Below are 13,262 nucleotides of genomic sequence, written 5' to 3' on the forward strand. Positions count from 1 at the left end.
CGAGGACTGCGCCAGAGAAGCCTGGCCACGGATAATCCTCCTGCCTCGTCGTCGCGGTTGCGGCGCCCGCAAGGGATATCCTGCGTTTGGCTTGCAGGAGGGGAGGTGGCGTCGTAAACGGCGTGCGTCGCCGGGACGCGGGCCGTTTTGCCTTGATCGCGCCCGAAAGCCCCGCCATGCCGGCGGCGCCCTGGGTCGATACCTGGCCTTGCGACATTCATGCCTGCGATGAACGCGACCTGGCCGGTCGCGAGGATGGACAATGCTTTCGCTCCGGCCCGTGTTTGACCGCATCTCCGTTTTCGCATCGGCCAGCCATTGGCGCGCCTGCGTCTTCCTGCTTCTGCTCTCCCTCGCAGCCTTCCTGCCGGGATTCACGAGCCTCCAGCCGCTCGATCGCGACGAACCGCGCTTCGCCCAGGCGAGCAAACAGATGCTCGAGACCGGCGATTTCGTCGATATCCGCTTCCAGCAGGAGGCGCGGCACAAGAAGCCCGTCGGAATCTATTGGCTGCAGAGCGCGGCTGTGACCGCCGGCGAGGCGCTGGGTGTCCAGGACCCTCGTCATCAGATCTGGCTCTATCGCGTGCCGTCGCTGATCGGCGCGGTTGCCACGGTGCTGCTGACCTATTGGGCGCTGCTCGCCTTCTTCAGCCCGGGCGTGGCGCTGCTCGGCGGGGCTCTGATGGCCGCTGCTGTGCTGCTCGGCGTCGAAGCCCGGATCGCCAAGACCGATGCGGTGCTCGCAGCCTGCGCGGTGGCGACGATGGGGGCATTGGCGCGCGCCTGGCTGGATTGGACCCGCTCGCTCGCCTTCGTGCCGGACCGCCGCAACTGGCTGGTTTTCTGGGGCGCGACAGCGATTGCCCTGCTGATCAAGGGGCCGATCGTGCCGATGGTCTGGGGACTCGCCACGATCGTGCTATGCATCCGCGAGCGCTCCTGGCGTTGGTTCTCATCGTTGCGCCCGTCCTGGGGGCTGCTGCTTTGCCTGCTCGTCGTGCTGCCCTGGTTCGTGGCGATCGCCTGGAAGACCGGCGGCAGTTTCTTCACGGCCAGCGTCGGCAACGATATGTTGGGCAAGGTCGCGGAGGGCCAGGAGAAGCACTGGGGTCCGCCCGGGCTCTATCTGCTGATCTTCTTCGGCACCTATTGGCCGGCGGCTGCTTTCGCCGCGATGGCGATCCCCTTTGCCTGGGTGCGTCGCCGCGAGCCGCAGATCATCTTCCTGCTGGCCTGGATCGTGCCGTCCTGGATCGTCTTCGAGGCGGTGCCGACCAAGCTGCCGCATTACGTGCTGCCGCTCTATCCGGCGGTCACGACGCTGCTGCTTCTGGCGATGGTCAATGGCGGCATCGATCGCCTTCGGCGTGGCGCGACCGCGACCGCCGCGCTGGTCCTGCTGGTCCCGACGGCGCTTGTCGGCGTGATCATCTATGCCAACTGGACGCTGGATCGCACCGTACCCTATCTCGCACTTCCAGTTTTCGCGCTGGCGCTGTTCGTGGCCTGGCGCGTCGTCATGGCGTTCCGGCAGGGCGACCTGGAGGGTGCGCTCTGGCGCTGCGTCCTGGCGAGCCTCCTGCTCTCGATCGGCGTCTACGGCTTTGCGATCGAGAGCCTGCGTTCGCTCAAGCTCTCGCCCCGTCTGGCGGAAGCCGTCCGGGCGGTCGGCTGTGCCGATCCCGCAGTGATGACCGTGGGTTATCGCGAGCCGAGCCTCGTCTTCCTGACCGGGACCGATCTTGCCATGGGGCCGAATGGTGCGGCGGCCGCTGCCTTCCTGAAGGAGCCCGGCTGCCGGATCGCGCTCGTCGAAAAACGCTTCGAAGCGGAGTTCCATGCCGGCGTCGCCGCCGCCGGGATCACGCCACGTCTCGTCACCTCGATTCCCGGCTTCAATCTCAATGGCGGCAAGCGGCTCGAGATGGCCGTGTTCGCGCGACAGTGAAACCTGCTTGCCCTGTTTGCGCGCTTGACGCAGTTTGCGCGCCGTTTTCCCGGATGAAGCTTTCGTGACCGAGACACAACCCATCACCTTGCCGCAACTCAGCGTTGTCGTGCCCGTTCGCAACGAAGTCGGCAATGTCGGGCCGCTGCTGGCCGATATCGAGGCGGCCTGCCAAACGCTCGGCGCCTTCGAGGTGATCTATGTCAATGACGGCTCGACCGATGGCACGGCGGCCGCGCTGCGCGAGCTCGGCACGACGCGCCCCTGGCTGCGTGCGATCCGCCACGAACAATCCTGCGGGCAGAGCGCGGCTGTGCGTACCGGTGTCCGCCACGCCCGGGCGCCGGTCGTGGTGACGCTCGACGGTGACGGCCAGAACGATCCGGCCTTCATCCCGGCGATGGTGCAGGCCCTGCACAAGGCCGGATTGCAGGCCGGGCTCGTCCAGGGCCAGCGTGTCGGACGCAAGGATACCGGCTTCAAGAAATGGCAGTCGCGCATTGCCAATGGCGTCCGCGGCCGCATTCTCAAGGACGGCACCCGCGACACGGGCTGCGGGCTGAAATGCTTCCGCCGTGAAGCCTATCTCGCCTTGCCCTATTTCGATGCGCTGCACCGGTTCATGCCGGCCCTGATGGTGCGGGAGGGCTACCAGGTCACGCATGTCGACGTACGCGATCGCCCGCGCCTGACCGGTGTCTCCAATTATGGCTTCTTCGACCGGCTCTGGGTCGGTATTCTTGATCTCGCCGGCGTCTGGTGGCTGATCCGCCGTCGCAAGCGCGTGCCGCAGATCGTGCCGGAGACGCTCTGATGCTGATCGACCTCCAGCAAATGATCGGCGAATATTTTCACGACGTCTTCGTGAACAATATCGACTGGTGGGTTCTGCTTGGCGTCGTGGCGCAGGCGCTCTTCACCATGCGCTTCGTGGTGCAATGGCTGGCGAGCGAGAAGGCCAAGCGGTCGGTCGTGCCGATGACCTTCTGGTGGTTCTCGATCGGCGGCGGAGCCCTGCTGCTGGTCTATGCGCTTTACCGCCGTGACCCGGTCTTCATTCTCGGGCAGGGCTTCGGCCTGTTCGTCTATTGCCGCAACCTGCAATTCGTCCTGCGCGCCAGGGCGAGGGGCGAGGATACCAACGCCGGTCCGGGCTAAAGCACGTCCTGACCACTGGATTGCGGCTTGCGGGAAAGCCGCTGAGCTAACCGACTTCGAAATCGCTGGCCGCGAAGCCGTATCGCGCCATCATGGCGCGGTGCCAATCGCTGCCGATCAGCCCGTCGAGAGCCTGATCGAACCGGGTCCGCAGATCCGCCTGCGATCTGGCGAAGGCAAAGGCGCCCTTTGCGGGTTCTCTGTCCTTCGCTTCGGCGGCCACGGGCACGATGGCAAGGGAGGCATCGGGGGTGTGACCGAGGAAGCCACGATGCGCCATGGCGACGCTGGCATAGGCCTCGGCACCTCGATCCCTGACCATCTGCACGGCGTCTTCCTGCGTCGCGACGCGCAAGACGCGGTTTCGCGGAATGCCGGCCGCGAGGCCCGACTGCTCCTGGACCTGGTCGGCCACCACAACGAGGCGGGCGCTTCCATCCTGCGCCAGCGCCTCGTAACTGCAGAAGCGATCTTCATCACCGTGCCTGACGAGGAGTCCGTCGCTCAGCGCCCAGACTGGCCGGCTGAAATCGACGCTTCTCTTCCGCTCCGGCGTGACGAAGAGCGGCGTGGTGATGGTCCAGCGCCCATCGACAAGGCCTGGCAGCAACTCGGAGAAGCTGGTCAGGCGCATCTCGACCGAGACAATGCCGATCTCCCGCAAGGTCTCGGTCATCAACTCGACATCGCTGCCGAGCGCGCGGCCATCGGGGCCGGGCCAGCAGAAGGGCGGCTCATCGAGATAGGCGAAAATGATCGCCTCTCGCATCGCCGCTCCGGCCTTTGGAATCACACCGCTGCCCGGAGGCGGGCAAAGCCGGCATCAAGATCGTCCTTGAGATCTTCGAGATCCTCCAGTCCGATATGGAAGCGGATGGTCGGCCCCTTGAAATCAGGCTCCGTTGCCGTGCGATAGCCCTTGCAGTCGAAGGGGAGGGCAAGGCTTTCATAGCCGCCCCAGGAGGCCCCCATCCCGAACAGGGTAAGTCCGTCGAGCATCGCGCCGACAGCCTTCTGCGCCACCGGCTTCAACTCGATCGCGAACAGGGAGGAGGCGCCGGTGAAATCGCGCTTCCACAGATCGTGGCCGGGATCGTTCGGCAGGGCAGGGTGCATCACGCGCGCCACCTCGGGACGGGCGGCGAACCAATTGGCCATCTCGATACCGGCGGGCATCTGCTCCTTCAGGCGGATATGCATCGTGCGGATGCCGCGCAGCGTGAGGAAAGCATCCTCGGGCGCGATGATGACGCCGAGCAGTTCCCAGGTCTCGCGCAACTGCCTGTAGAGTTCGGGGGTACGTGCCGAGATCGTGCCGATCAGCACGTCGGAATGGCCGGCGTAATACTTCGTGCCGGCCTGAACCGAGAGATCGACCCCGTATTTATGCGAATCGAAGAACAGCGGCGTCGCCCAGGTGTTGTCCATCAGCACCAGGATGTCGCTGGCATGGGCGGCCGCGACGATGGCCGGAATGTCCTGCATCTCGAAGGTCTGTGAGCCCGGAGCCTCGGTCCAGACCGCCCTGGTATTCGGTTTGAACAGCTTTGCGATGTCGGCGCCGGCCGCCGGGTCGTAATAGGTGACCTCGACGCCCATGCGCGGCAGGACCTTGTCGCAGAAATGACGCGTCGGCCGATAGACGCTGTCAGTGACCAGGAAGTGATCGCCGGACGACAGGGTCGCGAGCATGGGCAGGGTGCAGGCGAGCAGACCTGACGGGCAAACGACGGTTCCCGCACCGCCTTCCATGGTGTTGAGCGCCGCGATCAGCGCATCGATCGTCGGATTCCCTTGCGTGCCATAGGTGTAGCGGGCCTTGCGCGCCAGGAAATCCTCCATGTTCGGGTAGATTACCGTCGAGCCGCGCACGATCGGCGGATTGACGAAACCGTAGCTGTCGGCGGGATCCCGGCCGGCAAGGGCGAGGCGGGTCTTTTCGCGAAGCTGCGCGAACGCAGATGGAGACAGTTTTTTCATGGAGCCGGCGCTGGAGGGAGGTCCCGATCGAGGCAGTCAGGCTTGACCACATTTTGAAAGTCGCATGTGATGCAAGGGGTGGATAGATGCGTTCCAGGAAAGGGTCCCTTGCTTGACGCACATGCGCTGCTCTGGCAATCGACGCAGGGGAACGTCGCTCAATATATGGGCAACAAGTGGGGCGCGCACTCCCACTGGCGACGCAACTGAAGACTGCCCGCTGGCTGCGGCCAGCCGGGAGACCTCAACGGGAGAGAGTTCGATGGAAAAGTTCATGGCAGTTGCGATCGCGGGGCTGGGCCTCGCGATGACCGCTACGGTGGCAACGGCCCAGGCGCCCGCAACGCTGGCGCAGGTCAAGTCCCGCGGCATCCTCAACTGCGGCTCGAATACCGGTCTTGCTGGCTTCGGCGTGCCGGACGCTCAGGGCAACTGGCAAGGCCTCGATGTCGATTACTGCCGCGCGATCTCGTCGGCGATCTTCAACGACCCGACAAAGGTCAAGTTCATTCCGCTGTCTGCCAAGGACCGTTTCACGGCCCTGCAGTCCGGCGAAGTCGATGTGCTCGTGCGCAACTCGACCTGGACGATGTCGCGCGACACCGCGCTCGGCCTGCTTTTCACCGGCGTGAACTATTACGACGGCCAGGGCTTCATGGTCCGCAAGAAGCTCGGCGTCACCTCGGCTCTTCAGCTCTCCGGCGCGTCGGTCTGCACCCAGCAGGGCACCACGACCGAACTCAACCTCGCGGACTTCTTCCGCGCCAACAACCTGAAGTATGAAGTCGTCGCCTTCGCCTCCTCGGACGAGACGGTCAAGGCCTATGACGCTGGCCGCTGCGATGCGTTCACCACGGATGCGTCGGGCCTCTATGCCGAGCGCCTGAAGCTGACTGCGCCCGATGATCACATGGTTCTGCCTGAGATCATCTCCAAGGAGCCGCTTGGACCGGCAACCCGCAACACCGACGCCCAATGGTTCAATCTGGTGAAGTGGGTGCATTTCGCCATGCTGAACGCGGAAGAGCTCGGCGTGACCAAGGCGAATGTCGACGAGATGCTGAAGTCCTCCAACCCGGAGATCAAGCGTCTGCTCGGAACCGAGGGCAAGTTCGGCGAAGGCATCGGCCTGACCCCCGACTGGGCCTACCGGATCGTCAAGCAGGTCGGCAATTACGGCGAATCCTTCGAGAAGAACGTCGGCCAGGGTTCGCTCCTCAAGATCGCCCGCGGCCAGAACGGTCTCTGGACCAAGGGCGGCCTGCAATACGCTCCGCCGGTTCGCTGAACGCAGCTAGACATGTGGGCCTCGGCATCAGCCGAGGCCCCCTCTAAACCGCCGTCCATGCCATGAAGCCTGCGACAAACGGCATAATATCTGGCTCCCAGCCGACAAGATGATCGAGAGCGGGACGAACCTGCTTCGGAACTTGGGAGTACACAGATGAAACGGACCGTAACTGCGGTTGTAGCCACAGGCCTCATGCTCTGCGCGGCGGGCGCCGCCCAGGCGCAAACCACCACCTTGGCGCAGGTCAAGGACCGCGGGCAGCTGAATTGCGGCGTCAGCCCGGGCTTGGCTGGTTTCGGTGTCCCGGACGCTCAGGGGAAATGGACAGGCCTGGACGTCGATCTGTGCCGGGCGATCGCCGCGGCGATCTTCAACGATCCGAGCAAAGTCAAATACGTGCCGCTCTCGTCAAAGGACCGGTTCACGGCCCTGCAGGCAGGCGAGGTTGACCTGCTTTCACGGACCAGCACCTGGACGATGTCTCGGGATACCGCGCTTGGCCTGAGCTTTTCGACGGTGAACTACTATGACGGACAGGCTTTCATGGTCCGCAAGAAGCTCGGCGTCGATTCGGCGCTGAAGCTGGGCGGCGCCTCGATCTGCACCCAGCAGGGCACCACGACCGAACTGAATCTGGCGGATTTCTTTCGCATCAACAACATGAAGTACGAGGTGGTGGCCTTCAACACAGGGGATGAGACGATCAAGGCCTACGAGGCCGGTCGCTGCGACGCTTTCAGCGACGATTCCTCGGCTCTCTATGCGCAACGGCTGAAATTCGAGGCGCCGGATGACCATATCGTGCTTCCGGAGATCATCTCGAAGGAGCCATTGGGCCCGGTCGTTCGGAGCAGCGACACGCAATGGTTCAACCTGGTGAAATGGAGTCATTTCGCCATGCTCAATGCGGAGGAACTCGGTATCACCAAAGCCAATGCCGATGAGCAGCTGAAATCGACCAATCCGGAGGTTCGGCGGTTGCTCGGTGTCGAGGGCAAGTTTGGAGAAGCGATCGGCCTCAGCCCGGATTGGGCCTATCGGATCGTCAAGCAGGTCGGCAACTATGGCGAGTCCTTTGAGGCGAATGTCGGATCAGGATCGATCCTGAAAATCGCCCGCGGAAAGAATGCGTTGTGGACCAAGGGCGGACTGCAATACGCTCCTCCGGTGCGTTGAACAAAAGACTAGGCGGGGGCATTCTTGCCTCCGCTTCATTGACCGATGCCGAAGACGGAGGCGCGCTGAAAGGACGTACGGTCGGGCCCAAAAATCTGGTCCGAGACTTGCAAGGTTCGAGAACGGGAAAAACCCGTTCCGGCAACAGGGGAAATAAGAATGAACAGGTTTGTCAGTGCAGCGCTCGCCGTTGCAGCAACCGGTGCTTTCGCGGGCGGAGCGCAGGCCCAAACGGGGCTGCTGGCTCAGGTGAAGAGCCGGGGGCAATTGATCTGCGGTGTCGGCCCGGGCCTTGCGGGTTTCGGTATCCCCGATGCTCAGGGCAATTGGAGCGGCCTCGACGTCGATCTCTGTCGCGCCATTTCGGCTGCGGTCTTCAATGATCCGGCCAAGGTCAAATTCATCCCGCTTTCGTCGAAGGACCGCTTCACTGCCCTGCAGTCCGGCGAGGTCGACCTGCTCTCGCGCAACACGACCTGGACCATGTCGCGCGACACGTCGCTCGGCCTGAACTTCGCTGGCGTGAACTACTATGACGGGCAGGGCTTCATGGTCCGCAAGAAGCTCGGGATCGATTCAGCCCTGAAGTTGGCGGGCGCCTCCGTCTGCACCCAGCAGGGCACGACGACGGAACTCAATCTCGCGGACTTCTTCCGCGCCAACAAACTGAAATACGAAGTCGTCGCCTTTGCGAGCGCCGACGAGACGATCAAGGCCTATGAATCGGGTCGCTGCGACGCCTTCACGACCGATGCGTCCGGGCTCTATGCCGAGCGCCTGAAGCTCGGCGTCCCGACCGACCATATCGTCCTGCCGGAGATCATCTCCAAGGAACCGCTCGGTCCCGTCGTGCGCCACGGCGACGACGCCTGGCTCGATATCGTCAAATGGACCCATTTCGCCATGCTGAACGCCGAGGAACTCGGTGTGACCAAGTCCAATCTCGATGAGATGCTGAAATCCGAGAACCCGGAGATCAAGCGCCTGCTCGGCACCGAGGGCAAATTCGGGGAGGCTGTCGGCCTGAGCAACGACTGGGTCGTCCGCATCGTCAAGCACGTCGGAAATTACGGTGAGTCCTTCGAACGGAACGTCGGCGCCAACTCGCTGTTGAAGATCGCTCGCGGCCAGAACGCGCTCTGGACCAAGGGCGGCCTGCAATACGCGCCGCCGATCCGCTGATATTCGCGCTGCGCGGCGACCGCCGCGCAGCGCTCGCTACCGCCGAACGGCACGGACAAAAAGACGGCTGGCGATGCTCGATGCGGGCATTGCCGGACCACCGGCCGCCACCCAAGAACAAGAAGGGCGTGACACGTGACGACCATACCGACGGAGCCGGTCCAACCGGGCAAGGCCTCACTGCTCTACGATCCGAAGATTCGAGGCTATGTCTATCAGCTTGCCCTCTTGGCCGTCGTCGGGTTCCTCATCTACTCGGCCGCCTCCAATGCCATCGAGAACCTCCGGGCGCAGAAGATCGCCTCGGGCTTCGGCTTCTGGCACAATGCCGCCGGCTTCGACGTCAACCAGAAGCTGATCCCGTTCAGCGCCTCGGGCTCGACCTATGGCCAGGCCTTCTGGGTCGGCCTGCTGAACACCTTGCTCGTCGCCTCGATCGGTATCGTGCTGGCGACCTTCCTCGGCTTCTTCGTCGGTGTGGCGCGCCTGTCCAGCAACTGGATCCTCGCCAAGATCGCCATGGTCTATGTCGAGGTCATCCGGAACCTGCCGCTGCTGCTGCAGCTGTTCTTCTGGTACAACGCAGTGCTCAAGCCGCTGCCGAACCCACGCCAGTCGATCGCGCTTCCGGCCGGCATCCTGCTGAATAACCGCGGCCTCTATCTGCCCGATCCGCAACTCGAGCCTGGCGGCAGCCTGATCGTCCTGACCTTCCTGCTCGGGATCGTGGCGGCGATCACCTTCCGTTACTGGGCCCGCAAGCAGCAGACGGCAACCGGCAAGCAGTATCCGATCGGCTGGGTCGCTCTCGGCCTCGTCGTTGTGCTGCCCTTCTTCGTCTATCTGCTGATGGGCCGGCCGATCACCTTCATCTATCCCGAGCTCGCCGGTTTCAACCTGCGCGGCGGCATCCAGATCTTCCCGGAATTCGTGGCCTTGCTGATCGGCCTCACCACTTATACCGCGGGCTTCATCGCCGAAGTCGTGCGCGCGGGTATTCTCGCCGTCTCCAAGGGACAGTCGGAAGCAGCCCATGCGCTCGGCCTGCGGCCTGGGCCGACGCTGAAGCTCGTCGTGATCCCGCAGGCGATGCGCGTGATCATTCCGCCGCTGACCTCGAACTACCTGAATCTGACGAAGAATTCTTCGCTGGCGGTCGCCATCGGCTATCCCGATCTCGTCCAGGTCTTCACCGGCACGGTGCTGAACCAGACGGGGCAGGCGGTCGAGGTCGTCGCCATCACCATGGCGGTTTATTTGACGATCTCTCTCGTCACCTCGCTGTTCATGAATATCTACAACAAGCGCATGGCGCTGGTGGAACGGTGAGGGCGCCCCGATGACCGATGCAACCACCGAGAACTCCGCCTTCTTCATCCGTCGCGAAACCTTGCCGCAGGAAGCAGCTCCGCTATCCGTGGCAGGCCCGCTTGCCTGGGTCCGGGCCAACCTCTTCTCCGGACCCGTCAACACGATTCTGACGCTGGTCTGTGCCTATATCGTCGTCACGAGCCTGCCGGAGATTATCCGTTTCTACTTCCTCGATGCGGTCTGGACGGGCTCAAACCGCGATGCCTGCCTTGCCGAGAAGGTCGGCCGGCCGGTCGGCGCCTGCTGGGCCTATGTGGCCGACCGCTTCCAGTATTTCGTCTACGGCTCCTATCCGGTCAGCCAGCGCTGGCGCGTCAACATCGTCTTTGCGATGTTCGCGCTCGGCGTCGTCTGGCTGCTCTGGAACAACGCCCCCCTGAAGAAGCTCGGCGCCTTCTTCTTCTTCGTGCTGTTGCCGATCAGTGCCTATGTCTTGCTGCTCGGCGGTCCCGGTGCGCTCAATTTATTGCGCTACCTGATCATCGCCACGGTCGCGCTGGCGGCGGTGTACATGGTGTTGTCCTTCGTGCCTTCGCTGGCGCGCTTCCACACCGGAGCCGGACAGCTCGCAGTCGAACATGAGCTGCCGCCCTGGAAGCGTTTCTATCGGCCCAAGCGCCTGATCCTGATGGCTCTTGTCGCCTTTGGCCTGATCGCCATTCTGGACCAGAGCGTCGGCCTGCCTCGGGTCGATACCGGCCTCTGGGGCGGGATGACGGTGACCTTCCTGATCGCGGCGGTCGGCATCGTCTTTTCGCTGCCGCTCGGTGTCGTGCTGGCGCTCGGACGGCGCTCCCGCCTGCCGATCATCCAGCTGCTCTCGGTGATCTTCATCGAGTTCGTGCGCGGCGTGCCGTTGATCACGGTGCTGTTCATGGCCAACACGATGCTGCCGCTCTTCGTGCCGCAGGAATGGTCGCCCGACCGCTTGCTGCGCCCGCTGGTCGGTGTTGCCCTCTTTGCGGCGGCCTATATGGCCGAAGTCATTCGCGGCGGCCTGCAGGCCATCCCGAAGGGCCAGTACGAAGGGGCGATGTCGCTCGGCCTCGGCTACTGGAACATGATGCGCCTGATCATCCTGCCGCAGGCGTTGCGCATCGTGATTCCAGGCATCGTCAACACCTTCATCGGGCTGTTCAAGGATACGACGCTGGTCACCATCGTCGGCATCTTCGACTTCCTGCGGACCATCGAGGCGACCCTGGTCGATCCGACCTGGGCGACGCCGACGACACGCGCGACGGGCTATGCTTTCGCCGCGATTTTCTATTTCCTGTGCTGCTGGGGCATGTCGCGCTATTCGATCTCGGTCGAACGCCGTCTTGCTGCCGGCCAAAGACGTTGAGGGAGACCAAGAACATGGCAATGGCAGAGAGCAACATCTCGATGCGTCCGGCGGCGCTGAAGCAGACCTCCCTGAACACGGATACGGCCGTGGAGATGATCGGGGTCAACAAGTGGTATGGCGAGTTCCATGTGCTGCGCGACATCAACCTGAAGGTGGCGCGCGGCGAGAAGCTGGTGATCTGCGGCCCCTCAGGCTCGGGCAAGTCGACGATGATCCGTTGCATCAACCGGCTCGAGGAACACCAGAAGGGCCAGATCATCGTCGATGGCACCGAGCTGACCAATGATCTGAAGAAGATCGACGAGATCCGCCGCGATGTCGGCATGGTCTTCCAGCACTTCAACCTGTTYCCRCATCTGACGATCCTGGAGAACCTGACGCTCGCSCCGATCTGGGTGCGCAAGATGCCGAAGAAGGATGCCGAGGAGATCGGCATGCACTATCTCAAGCGCGTGAAGATCCCGGAGCAGGCGCTGAAATATCCGGGCCAGCTCTCGGGCGGCCAGCAGCAGCGCGTCGCRATCGCGCGCTCGCTCTGCATGAGCCCGAAGATCATGCTGTTCGACGAGCCGACCTCGGCGCTCGACCCCGAGATGGTCAAGGAGGTGCTCGACACCATGGTGAGCCTGGCMGARGAGGGCATGACCATGCTCTGCGTCACCCACGAGATGGGCTTTGCCCGCCAGGTCGCCGACCGCGTCATCTTCATGGATGCCGGCCAGGTCGTCGAGATGAACGAGCCCAACGCGTTCTTCAAGAACCCGCAGCACGAACGCACCAGGCTCTTCCTGTCGCAGATTCTCCATTGAGGGCGCGCAGCCTTGCATCCACCGGAGGCCCGGCGCGTTCGAACGCGCCTCGCCATGGGGCGCGGCCGGTGTAATCTGCCGGCCCCCTGCCGAGGTGCCATGACTTGAATCACCGCCAGCTTGAGACGTTTGCCGCAGTGATGAAGTCCGGCACCGTCTCGCGCGCAGCCGAGTTGCTCGGCATCACGCAGCCGGCGGTCAGCCGCACCATCGCCGAACTGGAGCGCTCGGTCGGTTTCCTGCTGTTCGACCGGGTGCGCAACCGCATCATCCCGACGCCCGAGGCCAAGCTATTCTATGCGCAGGTCGAGGCCTCGTTTCGCGGCATGGACACGCTCCGGGCCACGGCTGCCCGCATCCGCGACCATGGCTCGGGACAATTGCGGATCGGCTCGCTCTCGGCGCTTGGCTCGTCGCTGGTGCCCCGCGCCGTCCGGCGCTTCCGCGAGGGCCATCCCGATACCGGCGTCACCCTGATGGTGCTGCCCTCGCGCGACGTGCGTGACGGCGTCGTCTCCGGCCAGTTCGATATCGGGCTCGCCGCCGACGAGATCGATGTCAGCGGCGTGCTGCACCAGCCCTTCGTCTCGCCGCGCGTGCTCTGCGCGATCCCGCGCGAGCATCCGCTGGCCGAGCGCGACCTGATCACGCCGCATGACCTGCACCGCCAGCCCTTCGTCGCCTATGTGCCGGAGGACCGGACCCGCCAGCGGCTCGACCTGGTCTTTCACCAGGCCGAAGTCAGCCCGCATGTCGTGGTCGAGACGATCTATGCCGCAACCGTCTGTGCGCTCGTCGCCGAAGGCGTCGGCATCGGCCTGGTCAGCCCCTATGCGGTCGCCGGCGCCGATATGAGCCGGATCGTGCTGAAGCCGTTCGAACCGGCAGTGCACAGCAAGAGCCTGCTGATCCTGCCGCTCGACCGGCCAAAATCGCAGCTGGTGCGCGATTTCATCGACTGCCTGCTCGCCTCGCGCTAGTTCGCCGTGCGTCCGT

At 63.8% G+C, this 13,262-nt stretch carries 12 protein-coding genes; 10 read left to right on the top strand and 2 right to left on the bottom strand.

The genetic code is table 11. The features are described 5' to 3' along the window. The first annotated feature begins 262 nt into the window (after positions 1-262). The 3 genes from AC1DW9_RS18130 (at position 263) to AC1DW9_RS18140 (ending at position 3,109) form a co-directional block, all read left to right on the top strand. The gene (locus tag AC1DW9_RS18130; protein ID WP_441505475.1) at positions 263-1,951 is read left to right on the top strand and encodes an ArnT family glycosyltransferase; all 1,689 of its coding nucleotides are present in this window, start codon (positions 263-265) and stop codon (positions 1,949-1,951) included. Positions 1,952-2,015: 64 nt separating this feature from the next. Further along, a complete protein-coding gene (locus AC1DW9_RS18135; RefSeq protein ID WP_441505476.1) occupies positions 2,016-2,765 on the top strand; it encodes a glycosyltransferase family 2 protein in 750 nt (249 codons plus the stop codon). After that, entirely contained in the window at positions 2,765-3,109 is a 345-nt protein-coding gene (locus AC1DW9_RS18140; RefSeq protein WP_113519074.1) for a lipid-A-disaccharide synthase N-terminal domain-containing protein, read from the top strand. The genes AC1DW9_RS18135 and AC1DW9_RS18140 overlap by 1 nt, the downstream gene beginning before the upstream one ends. Positions 3,110-3,155: 46 nt before the next feature. Here AC1DW9_RS18140 and AC1DW9_RS18145 read toward each other — a convergent pair whose 3' ends face one another. Next, on the bottom strand, positions 3,156-3,878 hold the full coding sequence (locus tag AC1DW9_RS18145; protein WP_441505477.1) for a transporter substrate-binding domain-containing protein: 723 nt from the start codon (positions 3,876-3,878) through the stop codon (positions 3,156-3,158). 20 nt (positions 3,879-3,898) lie between these two features. Beyond that, positions 3,899-5,089 carry a cystathionine beta-lyase gene (gene metC, locus AC1DW9_RS18150; RefSeq protein ID WP_441505478.1) on the bottom strand — a complete coding sequence of 397 codons (1,191 nt, stop codon included), beginning with the start codon at positions 5,087-5,089 and terminating at the stop codon, positions 3,899-3,901. A gap of 274 nt (positions 5,090-5,363) precedes the next feature. Between metC and AC1DW9_RS18155 the strand changes: the two genes are divergently transcribed. The 7 genes from AC1DW9_RS18155 to AC1DW9_RS18185 all read left to right on the top strand — a co-directional run bounded on the left by AC1DW9_RS18155 (position 5,364) and on the right by AC1DW9_RS18185 (position 13,246). Then, complete coding sequence (locus AC1DW9_RS18155; RefSeq protein WP_441505479.1) at positions 5,364-6,377, top strand: amino acid ABC transporter substrate-binding protein; 1,014 nt, start codon at positions 5,364-5,366, stop codon at positions 6,375-6,377. A 156-nt stretch (positions 6,378-6,533) separates the two neighbouring features. Beyond that, entirely contained in the window at positions 6,534-7,556 is a 1,023-nt protein-coding gene (locus AC1DW9_RS18160; protein WP_476775427.1) for an amino acid ABC transporter substrate-binding protein, read from the top strand. Between the two features lie 159 nt (positions 7,557-7,715). Next, on the top strand, positions 7,716-8,738 hold the full coding sequence (locus AC1DW9_RS18165; RefSeq protein WP_441505481.1) for an amino acid ABC transporter substrate-binding protein: 1,023 nt from the start codon (positions 7,716-7,718) through the stop codon (positions 8,736-8,738). A 135-nt stretch (positions 8,739-8,873) separates the two neighbouring features. After that, complete coding sequence (locus AC1DW9_RS18170) at positions 8,874-10,067, top strand: amino acid ABC transporter permease (protein ID WP_441490026.1); 1,194 nt, start codon at positions 8,874-8,876, stop codon at positions 10,065-10,067. Between the two features lie 10 nt (positions 10,068-10,077). After that, on the top strand, positions 10,078-11,454 hold the full coding sequence (locus tag AC1DW9_RS18175) for an amino acid ABC transporter permease (RefSeq protein ID WP_441490027.1): 1,377 nt from the start codon (positions 10,078-10,080) through the stop codon (positions 11,452-11,454). Between the two features lie 41 nt (positions 11,455-11,495). Further along, positions 11,496-12,266 carry an amino acid ABC transporter ATP-binding protein gene (locus tag AC1DW9_RS18180; protein ID WP_476855150.1) on the top strand — a complete coding sequence of 257 codons (771 nt, stop codon included), beginning with the start codon at positions 11,496-11,498 and terminating at the stop codon, positions 12,264-12,266. 104 nt (positions 12,267-12,370) lie between these two features. Next, the gene (locus AC1DW9_RS18185) at positions 12,371-13,246 is read left to right on the top strand and encodes a LysR substrate-binding domain-containing protein (RefSeq protein ID WP_476776909.1); all 876 of its coding nucleotides are present in this window, start codon (positions 12,371-12,373) and stop codon (positions 13,244-13,246) included. Positions 13,247-13,262: the final 16 nt, after the last annotated feature.

It is taken from the genome of Allobosea sp. P4_E12 (assembly GCF_056401655.1).